Here is a 17,602-nt window from a genome sequence, read left to right as displayed (position 1 = left end):
TGCTGGGTATTGTTCGTGTCGAGCAATCCCATTGCGCAGGAGGCCGACTGGATTGTGACCCTACTTGAGTCAGAGCTCGAACCCGAAGCAGAACCCGAACTCAGCCGACTGACCCTGGTAGTCGGCGAATTGAACATCGACGTCGGGTTGCCTGCACACGTCAGCATCGCCCAGTACATTCCCGATGTCATCGAAATCGCGAATGAACAGATCACCACGCAGGACGCGATCGTCGAGTTTGACGCCGCCGACGGACGTTGGACGCTGGCCCCGCTCGGCGGCGCACCGATCGCCCCGCACCTGTCGCTGGCGGAGGCAGGGATCTACGACGGCGATCTGTTGATGATCTGTGCGGCCGGCCAGCCGATCAGCCCACTGCTGTTCGACGACGTCGACGACACCCACACCACAGAGACCGGCACCGTCCGGAGTTGGCTGACCGACAACGCGCGCGCACTGACCGGTTTCGGTGTTACCGCAGCTGCCGCGGTCACGCTCGCCGGCGTGCTGGCGCATTGGGCCGAGCAGCCCGCGGTGCCCGCATCGGTGCTGGTTCTCGGCGCGTTGGGGCTGCTGCTGGCCTGTCTGGCGGCGCACCGGCCGGCAGCCGCAGCGGCGTCGGCGTGGATCACCGCGGTGTCGACACCACTGGTGTTCGGTGGCGCGCTGTACCTGGTGCCCGGCGGTTCCGGCGTGACCTCGCTGCCGATGGCCTTCGCCGTGACCGCATTCGGTGCGCTGCTGGTGCTCCTCGTCTCGGGCAGCGGTTCGGCCGTGTACACCGCGATCATCGCAATGTGCGTTTTCGGCGGCGTCAGTTCCACCGCAATGTTGCTGTGGCAGCCGCCCATTCGCACGGTCGGGGCTTTGCTCGCGACCGTGGCCGTTATCGTCGTCTACCTCGCTCCCCGGGTGACCATCGGGCTGTCGAAACTCCCCATCCCCCGGGTGCCGACGGCCGGTGAACCGCTCGACGACATCGAGACCCAGGGCGGCCCCACCGTCGAGGGCGTCAACGCGATCGGCAAGCAGATCATCCCCACCGAGGAAGACCTGATCAGCCGGGTGCGAAGGGCGAATCAACACCTCACCGGAATTCTCGTCGCAGCCGCCCTGGCCGCCCCGATCGGCTGCTATCTCGCGGTGGACGTCACCAACGGGTTCTATTGGCAAGCAACGGTGTTCGCGTTCACGGTGGCGACGGTGCTGTGCCTGCGCGGTCGTGGCCATCACGACCTGGTTCAGTCGGCCACACTCATCGGAAGTGGGCTCGTCATCGCCGTCGCCGTGGTCCTCAAGACCGCGCTGTACGTCGAGGGATGGCAGGTCCGGGCCGTCGTCGTGCTGCTCGCCCTGATGGTGCTGATCCTGGCATGCGGGCTGGTGGCACCACTGCGCGAGTTCTCCCCCGTGGCCCGGCGACAGGTCGAGATTCTCGAATATATCGCCGTGGGATCGCTTTTCCCGCTGTGCTTCTGGATCATCCGGGTTTACGCGTTCTTCAGGGAACTGCGGATCTAACGGGTAGACACCTTGCTGCTGTCCGGGTCAGCAGCCATGCCGTCGTGGGCGACCAGCGCGGCTTCCTGGGACAGCTCCGGCCCGGCGGGCAACAGCGACAGCACCGGCCACGGCGCCCACTGCGGCGCGTTGGCCGGGCCGTCGGGCACCTTGACGCCGCTGACCCCGAGCACGTCCGCCGTCGGCAGATCCTTGATGTGGTAACGCACCCCGGTATCGGACACGTAGAACAGCTGCCCCGTCGAGCGGCTGTCCGGGTCATTTCCGGTGGCCTGCACGTACTCTCCGGCACCAGGAGTCAGGTACACCGAATCGGCTCCGGAGCCGCTGCCGTCGGCGCTGGCCAGTCGGACCATCTGCGCCCCCTCGGCGGTCGGCAGCCGGTGCCCGACCAACAACCGCACATTCGCGCGGGCGTCGGTGTTGGAGCGCTGCCAGCCCATACACACCACCCGATCCGGATTGGGCGACACGATCCGCGGTGACTCCAGCGGGTAATGGTCGATCGCCAGCCGGTGCACGGTCGGCACTTCGGCCAGCGTCGCCGGCGGTATTTCGGCCGCCTGCCCGGTGGCCACCTCACCGGAGGCGCCGTAACGGATGATGTCGGCGCTCACCTGCGACACCGGCTGCAGACCCTCGCGCAACACGGCGTAGAGCTGTTCGCCGCGCGAGTCGACGGATTTGACGATGGCGCCCACCGGGTGATCCGGCCCGAGCGGCCCCGGCTCCCCCGAACCCTCGATGGCCACCGGCGTGATCGGGTCGACCAACGGAAAGGTGTTGAGCACGGACAACGACATCGGCCGAGTCACCGCGCCTTGCAGGTGAAGGCCGTTGACCAGCACCGGATCTGACAGGTCGATCGGGGCCCGCACCCCGCGGTAGATCAGATAGGTGGTGCCGCCGGTTTCGGTGAGAATCGCCTCGGCCGGATCGGCGGGGCGGATGCCGTCGTCGAGCACCGGGTCGTTGGCCAGCACCGTGGTCTGCAGGCTGGGCGTGCCGGTGGTCTCGGTGACCGCCGGCATCAGCAGGTTGTCGCAGACGGTCCACGACGACATCGCCAGATCGTCCCCGCGGTTGATGCTGGCCGGCGCGCCGACGATGCCGACCATCGGCCCGCGCGGCACCACATCGAGGAATTTGTCGTCAACCTGCTTGGGGCTGTCGTTCTTACCGACGATCAGCCGCGCCGAGGCAAGATTGAGCACCGGATGGATCTGGTCACCGATGCGTACGTACGGCGCACCGCTGGACTTGCTCAGCACGATCTGCGCGTCGCCGATATTGGGAGCGGGTTTGAAGAAGGCCATCACCGCGGAGGCGCCGGTGATCAGGACGGCGATCACCGCACCCACGATCAAGGCCCGCATCTGGCCACGCATCGGATCGTGGATCATCCGCGAATCGCCCCGGATGAGCGCGTGCTCAAGGCGGCGGATCAGGAAACGGTAGCCGTTCACCTGTGCGCGAGTGGTAACTTGCGCTGGCATGCGTAGTGTTTAGCACGTCCGCACCACCTCGACATGACGACCGAGCGCCTATTTGAAAAGCGATGCGTCCATTGACATTCGCAGCAAAGCTGACCACCGCCGGCGATACCGGCCCGCAACGGCTCATCCCGTTGATCGACCTGGTCGCCCTGCAAATTGTCGTCGTCGTCGGCATATTGATCGCCCAACTACTGCACCGGCCTGGGTGGCATGGTGCGGTCGCGGGCCTGGTGGTGGGGTTGCTGCTGGTGGCTCCGGTCGTCGCGGGCACGACAGCGCCGCGGGCGCTCGCGCTGCGCGGGAAATTCGTCCGCAACAGGCGACGGCGCACGGGTAAACGCGCGTCGAACTCGCTGCCGGCCGAGCCCTTCGACGTACCGACCCCCGACGGTCAACAGATCGGATTCCGTTGGAACGGCACGACTTTGCTGTCGTTGCTGAGGATCGACGAAAACCCCAGGGCGCTGACCGTTTTGGAGCCAGGGGTGACGGTGTCCGGCGAGATGGTTCCCGTGCAGGCCCTGCTGGACTGCCTGCGTCAGTTCGACATCACGCTGGAGTCCATCGACATCATCAGCCAGGGCGCCCGCTCGGCCGGTCACACCGACGTCGCCGCCGTGTACGACTCGGTGCTGGGACCGTTGCCCGCCATCGCCCAGCGCACGGTGTGGATTGCCGTGCGGTTCAACCCGTCACGTTGCGCGGAGGCGGTCCGGCGCCGGGGCGGTGACCGCGACGGCATCCTGCGCGCGGCCACCACCGCCACCCGCCGCGTCGCCAACCGGCTCGCCGAGGCGGGCCTTCAGCCTCAGTTCCTGTCCGCCAGCGGTATCGCGGCGGCCACCAATCAGCTCAGCGACGGCGTCGCTCTCGCGACCGTCGAGGAAACCTGGGAGGACTGCCGCGAAGGGCACTTCCGGTTGTCCAGCTTCGCGGTCGAGCCGAACATGCTGACCACGGCGGGCCTCGGGCTGCTGTGGACGGTTCCCAGCTACTCCACCACGGTGTGCCTGTCACTGCGTGAGGCTGCCGAGCAGGACGTGGTTCAGGTTCGTGGTCTGGTCCGCTTCGACAGCGACGTGCGCGTCCCCACCCAGCTGCGCGGGCTCATTCCGCTTCACGGCCGGCAGTTTTCCGCGCTGGCGGCGACGCTTCCGATCCCGACGGTCCCCGGGGCCGGACCGATCGCGCACTGGGCGTCGGGAGTGCGCGGCGACGCGTTGAGCGAGCTGGCGTTGCCCGCCTCGGGCTGCGGCCAGGTGATCGGCGCCGACGAGCAGGGGCGGGCCGTCGCCCTTCCCGTGTTCGGCCCGCAAATTCGGCGGGTCGAAATCGTGGGCACCTTGCATCTGGCCCAGCAGGTGGTGCTGCGTGCCCTCGCCCTGGGCGCCCGCGTACTGGTGCACAGCCGCCGTCCGGCATTGTGGCGCGACATGGTCGACGTGGTCGGTCGCCATGATCTGCTCTGGGTGGCGAACTTCAACCGGCGCGCCATCCAGGCCGGCGCCGAACGCAATTACACCGTCGAGATGTTCGACGGTGTTCCTGAGCAATCGGTCCGGATCGGGGTCACCACCATGGTTCTCGTCCCACCGAATAGCCCACCTTCGCAGCATGCCGACGTGGTCCTTGACCTGATCTCGCTGGAGCACGACACCGTCAAGGTGAGCACCCAGGCCGGCTCGGCGGTGGTCACCATGGTCGCCACCGACGACGAGATGCGTTATCTGCGCGCATCCGCGAACAGCACCGACTGATGTGAAGGAGTGATCGTGGCCAATCCGCTTCACCGCAACCTGTCGATCGTGGTGGTCGTGCTCGGTCTGGTGGCCTATGGCCTGAGTTTCGGCCCGGCCGCCGACGGTGGCGGCAATGACTGGCACGTCAGGTTCGCCGCGCTGGCCGGCCTGGCCGCGGCAATCGGCCTGCTGCCCAAGCAGTCTGCCCGCCCATGGCTTACCGCTCTGCTGGCCGCCGCGGGCTTCCTCGACGCCCTGTCCAGCATGGTGACAGCCGGGTCGGGATGGGTGCTGATCACGATTGTGACGGTCAACGGGTTGCAGGCCGTGGCGGCCGTCGCTGCGCTGTGGCTGGCACCGGAAGCACCTGCCGCGGCCGCTGCGGGCGGCTACGAGGCTTACCTCGACTACTACAACCAGGCCGTGCAGCAGTACTACCAACAGAGCGCGATGGCGCAAACCGATTCGGCGCAGCGCTCGGCATACGGCCAGGCTCATGCCCACGGCTACGCTCAGTCCCACGCCACCCACCAGGCGCCCCAGTACGGTGATTACGCCGATCTGCTTTCACCGCAACAGGATTACGGTCAGGCCACCGCTGCCGCGCCCTCCCAATCCGATGGGTTGGCGGCGCCGCCCGGGCGAGCGGGTGCCGGACCGGTCGCTAACCGCGCGGCCGGGTCACCCGATGTAGCAGCCAGGCAAACGGCACCGTGACCGCCAGGGTGACGACGAACAACACAGTGGCCGAACCGGTGTAGACGTTCCAGCCCAACACGAACTCCATGACCAGGTCCATGGCGACCACGTGCAGCAGGAAGACCTCGTAGGAGATCTCGCCGAGGGCCACCATGGGCCTGCTGCCCATCAGCCGGGCGTACAGACCGTCGGCACCGAGCGCCAGCGGGGCCACCACCAGGGTCGCGATGACCGCGTAGAACAGGGTTTTCGCCAAGTCCTCGCTCAGGCCAAGCGCTGGTGCCGTGACGCGACCGGCGATCGGGGTCGACACCACCAAGTAGCAGGCCAGCGCCAGTGGCAAGGCCGCCAGGGCATAAACCCGCACCCCCATCGTGCCCAGCGCGGCCAAGGTCATCCCGCCGACGAACCAGACCAGATAGTGCGGCAGCCACGCCCCACCGCCGACCGGCATCCAGTCGGCGGTGTGCAGCAACACGAGCCACAGCGGGCTCACCGCGGCCAGCACCGCCAGCCCGGCCAGCAGGAGCGCGGGGCGAAAACGCCTGCGACACAACACCACCAAGAGCAGGTATGCGAGCAGCGGCAGCACCGCATAGAACGCGACCTCCACCGCCAGGCTCCACATCTGGCTCAGCCCCTGGTGCAGATAGTCCGTGAAGTAGTTGTCGCTGTAGATCTGGGTCAGGGTCAGGTTACGCAGCAGGCCGGTCCACGTGTGCCCGGGATTCGGTTGCACGGGGCGCAGTTCGTAGACGCCGTAGACGATCAGCACGGTGACGACGTAGGCGGGCATGATCCGGCGGAATCGGTTTCGCGCATAGCGCCGGGTGCTCGGCGCGGCGGCGCCCATGGCAGCGGCGCGCACCCACGGGCGAAACAGCAGCAGCCCCGACAGCACGAAGAAGATGGCCACCCCGACCTCGAGGCGAGCACTCATCAGTCCCAGATAGCCCTGGGAGAGCAGACCGGTGCCATACGCGGCGTGCGTGCCCATCACGGTCAGCGCGGCCACGGCGCGCACCCCGGTCAGCGATGCGACGCGATCCGCGTGACCGATCTGCTCGAGCCCGCCCTGGTCGTCGTCGCCGGGTGAGGTCATTTTGCCATTCTGCTTGCGCGGACCATCCTCGGCACTGTTGCATCGGGGTGTGGGTGAAGAGGTCAAGAACACCGAGTTCAGCCGCATGCACCGCCAGGAGTACCGGCGCAAGGTGCAGCTGTGCCTGGACGTGTTCGAAACCATGCTCGCTCAGTCGAGCTTCGAGTTCGAGCGTCCGCTCACCGGCATGGAGATCGAATGCAACCTCGTCGACAACGAGTACCAGCCCGCGATGGCCAACCAGGAGGTGCTCGCATCCATCGCCGATCCGGCATATCAGACCGAATTGGGCGCCTACAACATCGAATTCAACGTTCCCCCGCGCCCGCTGCCCGGCCGGGCCGCGCTGGACCTCGAGGAGGAGGTCCGGCGCAGCCTCAACGCCGCCGAGATGAAGGCCAACGAGGACGGCGCGCACATCGTGATGGTGGGCATCCTGCCGACGCTGATGCCCGAGCATCTTTCCGACGGCTGGATGAGTCAATCGACGCGATATCAGGCGCTCAACGACTCGATCTTCACCGCTCGCGGCGAGGACATGCCCATCGACATCTCCGGGCCGGAACGGCTGAGCCTGCAGTCGGCATCCATCGCCCCCGAGTCCGCGTGCACCAGCATGCAGCTGCACCTGCAGGTCTCCCCCGCCGATTTCGCCCGCAACTGGAACGCCGCCCAGGTGCTGGCCGGCCCGCAGCTTGCGGTGGGGGCCAACTCGCCGTACTTCTTCGGCCATCAACTGTGGGCCGAGACCCGCATCGAGCTGTTCACGCAGTCCACCGACACCCGGCCAGACGAACTCAAGGCGCAAGGTGTGCGGCCGCGGGTCTGGTTCGGCGAGCGGTGGATCACCTCGATCTTCGACCTGTTCGAGGAGAACGTGCGCTACTTCCCGTCGCTGCTTCCCGAGCTGTCCGACGAGGACCCGGTCGCTGAGCTCGCCGCGGGCCGTGCCCCGCAGCTGGCCGAGCTGCGGCTGCACAACGGGACCATCTACCGGTGGAATCGTCCGGTGTACGACGTCGTCAACGGCGCCCCGCATCTGCGGGTGGAGAACCGGGTGCTGCCTGCCGGGCCGACGGTGGTGGACATGCTGGCCAACGCGGCGTTCTATTACGGCCTGCTGCGAACGCTGTCCGAAGAAGACCGGCCGCTGTGGACCAAGATGAGCTTCGCGGCGGCCCACCACAACTTCGTCGAGGGCGCCCAGCACGGCCTGGACGCCCGCCTGTACTGGCCCGGTCTGGGTGAGGTGACGCCCGACGAATTGGTGCTGCGCAAGCTCCTCCCGATGGCGCACGACGGGCTCCGCCGCTGGGGTGTGGCGGCGCAGGTGTGCGACCGGTACCTCGGGGTGATCGAAGGCCGCGCCAAGACGGGGCGGACGGGGGCGACGTGGCAGGTGGCGACGGTGCAGAACCTGCAATCACAGGGCTTGACCAGGCCCAAGGCCCTGGCCGAGATGTTGCGGGAGTATGTCCAGCGGATGCACAGTAATGAGCCCGTCCATACCTGGGATTGAGGCGCGTACGTTGGAACCATGACATCTGAACAGGTCCTGGACTGGGATGGCGCATACAAGGGGGAAGCAGGTTTCGAGGGCCCGCCGCCGTGGAATATCGGCGAGCCACAACCTGAACTCGCCGCGCTGCACCGGGCCGGAAAGTTCGAGAGCGATGTGCTCGACGCGGGCTGCGGACATGCCGAGTTGTCGCTGGCACTGGCGTCCGACGGGCTCACGGTTGTCGGGCTGGATCTGAGCCCGACGGCGATCGCCGCGGCCAACAACGCCGCGCAGGTGCGCGGCCTGTCGACGGCCAGCTTCGCCCAGGCCGACATCACGTCGTTCACCGGTTATGACGGCCGGTTCAACACCGTGATCGACTCGACCCTGTTCCACTCTCTGCCGGTCGAAGGTCGCGACGGCTACCTGAAATCAATCCACCGCGCCTCGGCGCCCGGCGCGCACTACTACGTCCTGGTCTTCGCCAAGGGTGCGTTCCCGGCCGAGTTGGACACCAAGCCCAACGAGGTCGACGAGGACGAACTGCGGGCGGCGGTGTCGAAGTACTGGGAGGTCGACGACATCCGGCCGGCGTTCATCCACGCCAATGCGGTGGCGATCCCCGCGGATGTTCCTTTCGAAGTGCCGCCGCACGACCGTGACGAGAAGGGCCGCATCAAGTTCCCGGCCTTCCTGTTGAGCGCGCACAAGGCCGGCTGAGTCACCCACCGGCTCAGAACGGTGGGTCCTCCGGATTGAGCGGAGGTGGTGGGGGCGGTTCCCAGTCCGGAGGTAATTCCTCGGGTTCGAATGGGTCGTTGATCCATGTGCAGTACGGACTCTTGCTGGGCTCGTCGCCCTTGAACAACTTGAGGGTCGCCCGCATCCGGTTGTGGTTGCGGCGCCGGTCAAGTTCCTTCCGCCGGGCCTTCTGGGTGTAGCTGTACTTCTCGTTGACCGGCCGCAACCGCCGGTTCTTGGCCCGGGTCTGCTCCACCCGTGCTGCCCGGCTCAGCTTCGGCGGGCGCGCCGGTTGCGGCTGCCCGCACGGGACTGTCGCGAAGCTGTTGAACAGATCCGCCCCGCCCGGGGTCGTGCGGTACGTCTTGCCCGACGGCGATGTCCATACGACGGTGCCGTCGGGATACTGGGTGTCGCTCCAGCCGCCAAAAGTCTTGAGGCGGTGATGAAAACGGCACAGGCATTTCAAGTTGGCCGGCACGGTGAGCCCACCGCGGGTGGGATTGGCGTGGTCGAACGGCATCGTATGGTCAACGTCGCAGTCCTCGGCCGGGTGCTCACAGCCCGGGAAACGGCACGTCAGATCGCGGCACCGGACCCAGCGCTGCACCGACACCGTCGGTTGGTAGCGGAGCGCTGCCGCGGCATCCACGTCCGGTTCGGTCACCAACCGCATCGTGGCTTCGGCGGCGAGTTCGCGAACCAGATCCGCATCGATCACTCCGTAGCCCAACACGTAACCAGGCGTCGTACCGGCGCCCACCACCGTGTCGCGCTCGGCCACCACGTTGAACACAACCGGCGGCGATGACGGTTCCGGCTGCGGGGCCGCCGAGCGGGTAGGGCACTCGGCACGGCCGCATTCACACGACAGCTCTCGATCCTCAGCCAGGGCTTCGATTGCATCGGAGCGGCGCTGATCCTTACTGCGCGGATCTTTCGCACACACCCTGGCCGACATTTCCGAAAGCTTTGCGTCAAAGGTCAATCCGGCACGAGTCGTGACGACGGCGTCGATCTTGGCGGTGCCGTCCCCACGCGGACTCACCTTGACCCGGCGGCGATCGGTGGCGTGTTCACGTTGAGCGATCGCGGCCGGATCCAGAGCCCGCACCTTGGCATCCACCGTGGTGGTGATACGTCCTTCGGACCAGCACTGCCAGCCGGTGATCCGTTTCGCGAGGTCCTCATCGATCTGCGCGATCACCGTCGATGAAACAAACTTGGTACGCGCGATCACTATTTCGACCGTGCGCCAATCGGTCTGACCATCAGCCAGGAGTGCGGCCAATCGGGGCAGCCGATCGCGCAACTCCTCGGCCTGCTCGACGAGCCGGCTGGCGGCGCCCGACGTCAGGTTCAACGCCGCACCCACCTCAGCACTCGCGCGAGCAAAGCCGGTGAGGATCATGTAGTTCGGGTGCACGCCCTCGACATTGAGTTCGGCGGTCCGCTGCACCAACAAATCCGCCACCGCTACCATCCGAGCGGCGATCAGCTTCGCCTCGGCACGAGCGCCATAGGTGAGCGCATCAACGAGCCGGCCCGGCGCCGCCGGATCGAACTCGGTATCGAACATACGTTCGAGTATACGCTGGTCCCCCGACACCGGCATCGATGTCTCGAAAAAGCCAGGAAAATGCGGAAGGCAGCTAAGGCGCGTCCCGCAACACCTCGGCGAACTGCTCGAGATCCTCGGCGGTGGTGTCGACATGCGGCGAGACCCGCAAGACCGGTCTGGTCATCTCGAACGGCGCCCGCGCCAGTTCACATGCGGTGGTGACGATTCCACACTCGGCGATCAGCCAGGCACGCACCGCCGTCGGATCCGCACCATCGGTGGGTGCCAAAGTCGTGATCGCGGTGGGTTCGTCAACGTTTTCGACGACGCGCCATCCCGGCACCTCGGCCAACACCTGCCGCGCCGTGCGGCCCACCTCGGCAAGCCGTCCGCGGACGAGTTCCGGCCCAGCCGCGAGATGTTCGCCCAGCGCCACCGAGTACCCGACGCGGGTCGCGGCATTGTGCTCACCGTGCTCGAAGCTCTGCAACACCGGCACCGGAACGTCCCACGCGGGCGGCGGCACCCGTCGCTGCAGGCGCGCGACCAGTTCGGGACGGACCGCGAGGAAACCCACACCGCGCGGCCCGGCCAGCCATTTGCGTGACGACGAGTAGATCGCATCAGGGCTCACGTTGCAGTCCAGATGCCCGAACGCCTGCGCTCCGTCGACCACGATGGGGACACCGGCCTCGCGGCAGGCCGCAACCATCTCGGCCAACGGCTGGGCCACTCCACGATGGCTGGCCAGCGCGGTGAAATGCACCAAAGCCGGCGGATCGGCGGTCAGCAGGCGGGCGGTCCGGTGAAGGTCAACTCGACCGTCCTCGTCAACGGGCAAGGCGCGCACCTGAAAACCGTTGGCCGCCATGACCGCGAGGTTCGGCCCGAACTCGCCGGGCACGCAGGCCAGCGTGCGTTCGCCCGCCCAGCTGCCGAGCAGCAGGTCCAGAGAATGGTTGGAGCCTGTCGTGTAGACCACATCGGCGGAGTCGAGCCCCGTCAATGCGGCGATCGCGGCGCGGCCCGCCTCGAGCACAGGTGCTGCCGCCTCGGCGGCTACGTAACCGCCGACTTCGGCCTCATGGCGGGCATGGGCGGCGACGGCATCGATGACGGCGAGGCTCTGCCGCGAGCAGGCACCACTGTCGAAGTGCAGCCCGGCGACCTTGGGGCGTGCGTCTGCCCACTGCTGGGCCAGGCTCATTTCACCGCCAGCGACAGGCCGAAGTCTCCGGCTTCATCGGTCCACCAATGAGTTTGCCGCAGACCGGCTTTCGCTAATTCGTCGGCCACCCCGTCGGCGCGGAACTTGCAGGACACCTCGGTCAGCATCTCCTCACCAGCGTCGAATGCGACGTCGAGATCCAGCGCTGCCACCCGCACCTGTTGCGGCACACCAGCTCGCAGCCACATCTCGATCCGCTCCTCGTCGGCGTTCCATTTCGCCACATGCTCGAAGGCGTCGAGGTCGAAATCCGCTTCGAGTTCACGGTTGACCACCGAGAGCACATTGCGGTTGAACGCCGCGGTCACACCGGCACTGTCGTCGTAGGCACGCACCAGCCGGTCGGTGTCCTTGACCAGATCGGTGCCCAACAGCACACTGTCTCCTGGCTGCAGGGACTCGGCCAGCGACGCCAGGAAATCTGCGCGCGGGCCAGGTGTGAGATTGCCGATCGTCGAGCCGAGGAATGCCACCAAGCGCCGTCCTACAGCCGGGATCTTGCCCAGGTGCTCCTCGAAATCACCACATACCGCGTCGATTTCGATACCGGGATACTCCTGACCGATCGCCGCACCGGCAGCCCGCAGCACACCGGCGTCGACGTCGAACGGGATGAACCGGCGCAACTGCCCACCGTCACGCATGGCGTCGAGCAACATCCTGGTCTTCTCCGAGGTGCCGCTGCCCAGCTCGACGAGGGTGTCCGCCCCCGCCGCGGCGACGATCTCCGGCGAACGGTGCGTGAGGATCTGCGCCTCGGTGCGGGTCGGATAGTACTCGGGCAACCGGGTGATCTGGTCGAACAGATCACTGCCCACCGAATCGTAGAACCACTTGGGTGGCAACATCTTCGGCGTCTGGGTCAGCCCGTCGCGCACATCGCGGCGCAAAGCGGTGGCAGCGGAATCGGCCGCCAGGTAGTTGGACAAGGTGAGCGTCATACCGAACCTTTCAGCGGGGTGAGCTCGACGTCAGAGCCGGTCACGGTGACCAGGTGCCGGTCCGGGATGTCGGCCCAGCCGGGATCGTCGTCGTAGGGTTCACTGGCGAGCACGACGCCGTCCGGCAACCGCAGCATCGACAGGGTGTCACCCCAGGTGGTGGCCACCAGGCGAGAACCATTGGCGGCCAGGATGTTCAGCCTTGCATTGGGATCCAGAGCTCCGACCTCGGCAATCGTCGACCCCAACGCATCCACGCCCCGGGCGAAGATGAGCGCGGCCAGCACGGCACTGTCCACCGTGGATTCGGCGATTCCGGTCAACGGCAGCACCGCCCGGTCGACTATCCCGTTGTGCGAGAGCAGCCACTGCCCGTCGCTAAACGGCGCCGAGGCCGACGGTTCGATCGGCATGCCGATGGTCGCCGACCGCACCGCAGCGACCACACACCCACTGCGCAACGCCGGGGCCACCGAGGCGAATGAGGCGTCGCCCCACAGCGGCTTGTCGCTACGCCACCGACGGGGTACACCGGAGTCGAAAAAGCCTGCGCCCCAACCGTCGGCGTTCATCAGGCCGTGCTTCTGCCGACGCGGCGCATATGACTGCACCAGCAGGCCCTGCGGCGGGTCCAGCACCAGTGAGGCCACTGATCGCGGGACGCCGAGCCACCCGATGTGCCGGCACATCAAACGTCCCAGGCCAGGCGGACGCCGGAGAAGATCTGGCGCCGGATCGGGTGGTCCCAGTTGCGGAAGCTGGGCCGCAGGATGTCGGCGGATACCGCCCACGATCCCCCGCGCAGCACCCGGTAGTCACCGTCGAAGAAGGGTTCGGTGTAGCGGTCGTAGACCATCGGCGTGAAGCCGGGCCAGGGCCGCAGCGGCGACGTGGTCCATTCCCAGACGTCACCCAACATCTGCTCGACGCCATAGGCCGAGGCTCCGGCCGGATATGCCCCTACCGGCGCCGGCCGGCGGGCCTGGCCACCGAGATTGGCCAGCGCTTCGGTGGGTTCGGAAGTGCCCCACGGGAATCGGCGTCGAGACCGGGCCGCCGGGTCCCAGGCACACGCCTTCTCCCACTCGATCTCGGTGGGCAGCCGCGCACCGGCCCAGGCGGCGTAGGCCTCGGCTTCGAAGAACGTGACGTGCTGCACCGGTTCGTCACCGGGGATCGTCTCGATGTGGCCGAACCGGGTGCGGGTGCCGTCCGGTCCCCAGAACTGGGGCGCTGTCAGCCCTGACTCCTGCCGGTGGGCCCAGCCGCGCTCCGACCACCAACGGGACTGCTGGTAGCCGCCGTCGTCGATGAACTCGCGCCATTCGGCGTTGGTGACCGGCACCCGGCCGATGCGGAACGGGGCCACGTCCACAGAATGCGCCGGACGTTCGTTGTCGAGTGAATGCGGTTCGGTGAGTTCGTCCACTCCGAGCACAAACGAACCACCCTGGATCAGCACCGAGGTGCCGGCCACACCCGGACGGCCGGCGGGCAACGCCGTTCCGGGGTCGAACAGGGGTGGCCCGTCCCGCAAATTCAGTGCTTGCAGCATGGTTTCGTCGTGCTGGTTCTCGTGGCTGACGATCAGCCCGAAGTTGAACCCGGAGTCGTCGGCGTCGAGGGCATCCAGCGCGTCGAGCGCGCGGGACCGTACCGTCGCGCAGTAGTCGCGCGCATCGGTGGGCGGTAGCAACGGGAGGTCGACGCGGCTGGCACGGGAATGCACGAAGGCGTCGTAAAGCCGGTCCACCTCGGGATCGAGGATGCCGGGACGGTCCGGATCACCACCCCGCAGCAGCCACAGCTCCTCCTGCTGACCGATGTGGGCCAGGTCCCAGACCAGCGGGCTCATCAGGGGGCTGTATTGGCGATGCAATTCGGCGTCGTCGAAGTCGACCAGGCGCAGGGTACGTTCCCGCGCCCGGGTGAGCTGCTGCGCCAGCGTCTCGCGTGTGGTCAAATCTCGCCCTTCACCAGTTGGCTCATCGCAGAAGCGATTCCGTGACCCACCACCTGGTCGGCGAAATCGTCGGCCGGGCAGCGTCCCTCCTGGACCGAACGCGTCAAGCGCTCCATCGATTCCGACAGCTCGGCCGGCGCCCGCTCGGCGGCGGCCGATAGGCACGCGCTCGCCGCCTCCTGCAGCCGTCGATCGGCGAGCCCGATCCGGGCGGCCCGATCCCATGCGGTGGCCACCGGTGCCGTCGCCTCGGTGGCGATCGCAGCGGCCTCGGGATCATCGAGCAGAGTGGTAAGTGTGAACACCACTGCGGGCCAAAGGGTGTCGGGCACGCTGTCGAGGTAGCGGATCTCCAGCCAGCGCCGCGGCCGGACCGGTGGGAAAAGCGTGGTGAGGTGGTATTCGAGATCGGCTTCGGTGGGCCGGCGGCCGCCGAGCACCGCCCGTCCGTCGGCCCAGTCGGCGAAGGGGACCCAGTTGGTCACGGGGACCGCTTCCGGGGCGTTGACGAGCATCACCGGGGCCCGCAGCGCATACCGTGCCCAGTCGCTGGCCGGACCGGCGCCGTCAGCCCCCAGAATCGGGCCGCAGCGCGCGGAATCCAGCTGACCCCACACCCTCTGCCGCGATGACTTCCAGCCGGTGAAGCGTCCACCCAGCATCGGCGAATTCGCGGTGACGGCAATCATGGTCGGGCCCAAGGCGTGCGCCAGACGGACCCGACGGGACCAGCCCTCGCGCGGGCCGGCATCGAGATTGACCTGAACCGAGGCGGTGGACGTCATCATCGCCGCTCCGGCCTCGGCAGAACCGCTGGCCGCGAAGAAGGTTTCCATGGCCTGATAGCGGGGGCCCGGGTTGACCCGCTCGGTGGGCCGCACCGGATCGGCACCCAACAGCACCAAGCCGAGACCGCGGCGCTCGAACTCCTCGCGCAGCACGGCCCGATCGGCCATCAGTGCCGCGATCGCGTCCGAAGGCCCGGCGGCCGGCGGGCCGGAGAGCTCGACCGCACCGCCGGGCTCGACGGTGATCCGGCTGGCACCGGGCAGCGTGGGCACTGCGGCGATGATCTCGGAGAGCTCTTCCCAGCCCGGACGCCGCGACGGGTCGGTGAGGTCGAAACAATGCGCCTCGATCTCCAGGCCCACCGGGCCGACCGGCCCGTCATCCAGGCAGCCGGACTCGATGAACGACGCCGCATGCTCGGCACTGGTGAACTCCACGGGAGCTAGCCGGGCCGCATCAGCCCTGACGGGTACTGCCAACGCAACCACCCCTCCCGGTCCTCACCGGATCAAACGGCTCGGTTCTGTTCCATCATCCAGATCGCACCGACATGTTCTACTGACCCAGCGTGTTCTGCATGGCCCCCGCCAGCACGTTGACGGCCGGACCCGCGTTGCCGGACTGGCACACCTTGGCTTGCAGCAGCACGTTTTCCCGTTTGCGGGTGGTGTTGAAACAGCGGCGGTCCGTGCCTGCCTCCTGCTTCACCCAGTCCGCGTCGGTGCCGCTCGCCGGGCCGCCGGTGAAGGTCCACACCTGGGTCACGAAGTTGTCCAGGTGCATCGGGGTGGTCTGGCCCGAGCAGCCGTTGGTGCGGTCCACCACCCGGTGGAAGGCGCGGTCGGCGGCCTCCGGTGTCGCGAAGACCCCGATCGCCTGCTTGACGTAATGGTTCTGGTCATCGGCGGCGGACTGGGTGGTGGCGCCGTTGAACGACGCGAGATCCGGGTCGTTGAACACCTCGGGCAGGCCGATGTCGGCCCAGTTGTTGCACACCGGGTTCTCCACCGAGAAGGCCTGGAACGGCGCGGTGAACTGGGATTCCCACGTCATCGGAGCGCCGATGATGTTGCCCACCGAGCCTTTGGGCATGACGGCATAGGACACGACACCGGGATCTGAGGGACGCGCACCAGCAGGTGCAGCCAATGCCAGCGCGAGACCGGCCAGCCCGAAACCGACAGTCAGGGCACGCATGGCCTCGATCATGCCAGTTAGTGAACCGTCCGCGTGCAATAGGTTCGCGCCGGCGACGGGTACGGCCAGGCGTAGTGCCCGGTTTCGGCAGGGCAGGCCGCCCCGTCCCGGACGTCGAGCCGTTGGGTCACCTGAACCATCACGCCCGGGCCGCGTTCCGTGCGTACGGCGCAGTCGGCCAGCTCGACCATGCCCGCGGGCATGCCGAGTTCGTAGCAGTGATTGGCGACCAGGTTCGGAACCAGACACAACCGCGCGGTCGACGGGTCGGCGAGTTGGGCCGGCAGCTGCTGATACTCAGCGCTCGGGCACGCCCCGGCCTGATCCGCGATGGCCCCGACGGTATAGCTCGGATCGACGTCGCAGGACACCTTGCCGGCCCGGGCCACTTCGGGGCGGGCGGGAGTGGTGGCCGGGACGCTGACGCAATCGCCGACCGCGAAGACCATGGCCGCAGCGCGCTCGGGTTCGGCGGCCGTCCCGCAGGCAGCGGCCACCACGGACACTGCGAGCAGTGCGGCAACCAGCAGCCGATTGCGGGTCATGGTTAGCGAGAATCTCACGATTTTGGGTACTGGGCCCAATGCTTGGTCGAAAAGCAAGGAGCCCCGGCCACCAAGGGGAAGTGGCCGGGGCGTCCGTTGGGCTGCAGAGTGGTCTAGTTGGAGGCTGCCGCCTGGCAATCCGCACAGATCCCCCAGAACACGACTTCGGCTTCGTCAACCGCGAAGCCGGCCAGGTCCGAGGGTTCCAGGCACGGGGCTTCACCGACGGCGCAGTCGACGTCGGCAACCGCACCGCACACCCGGCAGACCAGGTGATGGTGGTTGTCGCCGGCACGAGTCTCATAGCGCGCCGACGATCCGGCCGGTTCGATACGACGTACCAACCCGGCGTTCACGCAAGCCCGCAGGACGTCGTAGACCGCCTGGGTCGACACCGAGCCGAGGTTCTCGCGCGCCAGGCCCGCCACATCGTCTGCAGTCGAATGCGGATGGTCGGCCAGAGCCTGCAGAACCGCGACCCGCGGTGCGGTCACGCGCAGCCCAGCGGCCCGCAACAGGGCCTTGGGGTCGTGTTCATGCACCGTGGTCACGGCTCCAGTATGCGCCCTCTTTGGAGTC

Annotated in this window: 16 protein-coding genes; 5 read left to right on the top strand and 11 right to left on the bottom strand. The window is 67.4% G+C overall.

The features are described from left to right. Nucleotides 1–15: 15 nt before the first annotated feature. The gene (gene eccD, locus K6L26_RS04060; RefSeq protein ID WP_245008685.1) at nt 16–1,521 is read left to right on the top strand and encodes a type VII secretion integral membrane protein EccD; all 1,506 of its coding nucleotides are present in this window, start codon (nt 16–18) and stop codon (nt 1,519–1,521) included. On the opposite strand, the gene eccB is transcribed toward eccD, so the two are convergent. Beyond that, nucleotides 1,518–3,017 carry a type VII secretion protein EccB gene (gene eccB, locus K6L26_RS04055; protein ID WP_221852742.1) on the bottom strand — a complete coding sequence of 500 codons (1,500 nt, stop codon included), beginning with the start codon at nt 3,015–3,017 and terminating at the stop codon, nt 1,518–1,520. The two genes, eccD and eccB, sit on opposite strands and share 4 nt — an antisense overlap. A gap of 62 nt (nt 3,018–3,079) precedes the next feature. On the opposite strand from eccB, the gene eccE reads away from it, so the two are divergent. Together eccE and K6L26_RS04045 are read left to right on the top strand one after the other, a co-directional pair. Continuing rightward, a complete protein-coding gene (eccE, locus tag K6L26_RS04050; RefSeq protein WP_221852741.1) occupies nt 3,080–4,774 on the top strand; it encodes a type VII secretion protein EccE in 1,695 nt (564 codons plus the stop codon). 15 nt (nt 4,775–4,789) lie between these two features. Continuing rightward, on the top strand, nt 4,790–5,473 hold the full coding sequence (locus K6L26_RS04045) for a DUF5336 domain-containing protein (protein ID WP_221852739.1): 684 nt from the start codon (nt 4,790–4,792) through the stop codon (nt 5,471–5,473). Here the strand turns inward: K6L26_RS04045 and K6L26_RS04040 are convergent. After that, nucleotides 5,421–6,557: an acyltransferase family protein gene (locus tag K6L26_RS04040; protein WP_064898421.1), complete on the bottom strand. Its 1,137-nt coding sequence runs from the start codon at nt 6,555–6,557 to the stop codon at nt 5,421–5,423. The two genes, K6L26_RS04045 and K6L26_RS04040, sit on opposite strands and share 53 nt — an antisense overlap. Nucleotides 6,558–6,606: 49 nt before the next feature. On the opposite strand from K6L26_RS04040, the gene K6L26_RS04035 reads away from it, so the two are divergent. Together K6L26_RS04035 and K6L26_RS04030 are read left to right on the top strand one after the other, a co-directional pair. Beyond that, nucleotides 6,607–8,076: a glutamate-cysteine ligase family protein gene (locus K6L26_RS04035; protein WP_019344091.1), complete on the top strand. Its 1,470-nt coding sequence runs from the start codon at nt 6,607–6,609 to the stop codon at nt 8,074–8,076. 18 nt (nt 8,077–8,094) lie between these two features. Then, entirely contained in the window at nt 8,095–8,778 is a 684-nt protein-coding gene (locus tag K6L26_RS04030) for a class I SAM-dependent methyltransferase (RefSeq protein ID WP_064898419.1), read from the top strand. 13 nt (nt 8,779–8,791) lie between these two features. Here K6L26_RS04030 and K6L26_RS04025 read toward each other — a convergent pair whose 3' ends face one another. The 9 genes from K6L26_RS04025 to K6L26_RS03985 all read right to left on the bottom strand — a co-directional run bounded on the left by K6L26_RS04025 (nt 8,792) and on the right by K6L26_RS03985 (nt 17,574). Next, complete coding sequence (locus K6L26_RS04025) at nt 8,792–10,378, bottom strand: HNH endonuclease signature motif containing protein (protein ID WP_221853330.1); 1,587 nt, start codon at nt 10,376–10,378, stop codon at nt 8,792–8,794. 73 nt (nt 10,379–10,451) lie between these two features. Further along, the gene (egtE, locus tag K6L26_RS04020; RefSeq protein WP_221852737.1) at nt 10,452–11,567 is read right to left on the bottom strand and encodes an ergothioneine biosynthesis PLP-dependent enzyme EgtE; all 1,116 of its coding nucleotides are present in this window, start codon (nt 11,565–11,567) and stop codon (nt 10,452–10,454) included. Beyond that, nucleotides 11,564–12,529 (bottom strand): L-histidine N(alpha)-methyltransferase, encoded by a 966-nt coding sequence (egtD, locus tag K6L26_RS04015; RefSeq protein WP_221852735.1) that lies wholly within the window; start codon nt 12,527–12,529, stop codon nt 11,564–11,566. Before egtD ends, egtE begins: the two co-directional genes overlap by 4 nt. Next, a complete protein-coding gene (gene egtC, locus K6L26_RS04010; protein ID WP_221852734.1) occupies nt 12,526–13,218 on the bottom strand; it encodes an ergothioneine biosynthesis protein EgtC in 693 nt (230 codons plus the stop codon). The genes egtD and egtC overlap by 4 nt, the downstream gene beginning before the upstream one ends. Beyond that, complete coding sequence (gene egtB, locus K6L26_RS04005) at nt 13,218–14,492, bottom strand: ergothioneine biosynthesis protein EgtB (protein ID WP_221852732.1); 1,275 nt, start codon at nt 14,490–14,492, stop codon at nt 13,218–13,220. The genes egtC and egtB overlap by 1 nt, the downstream gene beginning before the upstream one ends. After that, nucleotides 14,489–15,760, bottom strand: a complete 1,272-nt coding sequence (gene egtA, locus K6L26_RS04000; protein WP_221852730.1) for an ergothioneine biosynthesis glutamate--cysteine ligase EgtA — start codon at nt 15,758–15,760, stop codon at nt 14,489–14,491. Before egtA ends, egtB begins: the two co-directional genes overlap by 4 nt. Before the next feature lie 76 nt (nt 15,761–15,836). Then, nucleotides 15,837–16,478, bottom strand: a complete 642-nt coding sequence (locus K6L26_RS03995) for a sensor domain-containing protein (RefSeq protein WP_036392700.1) — start codon at nt 16,476–16,478, stop codon at nt 15,837–15,839. 17 nt (nt 16,479–16,495) lie between these two features. After that, a complete protein-coding gene (locus tag K6L26_RS03990) occupies nt 16,496–17,023 on the bottom strand; it encodes a hypothetical protein (RefSeq protein WP_085140871.1) in 528 nt (175 codons plus the stop codon). A gap of 113 nt (nt 17,024–17,136) precedes the next feature. Then, nucleotides 17,137–17,574: a Fur family transcriptional regulator gene (locus K6L26_RS03985; RefSeq protein WP_019343593.1), complete on the bottom strand. Its 438-nt coding sequence runs from the start codon at nt 17,572–17,574 to the stop codon at nt 17,137–17,139. Between the last annotated feature and the right edge of the window lie 28 nt (nt 17,575–17,602).

It is taken from the genome of Mycobacterium farcinogenes (assembly GCF_019739075.1).
In the GTDB taxonomy this organism is placed as follows: Bacteria; Actinomycetota; Actinomycetes; order Mycobacteriales; family Mycobacteriaceae; genus Mycobacterium; species Mycobacterium senegalense.
Note: the sequence above shows the minus strand (reverse complement) of the source record. Positions and strands in the feature narration are given on the sequence as shown.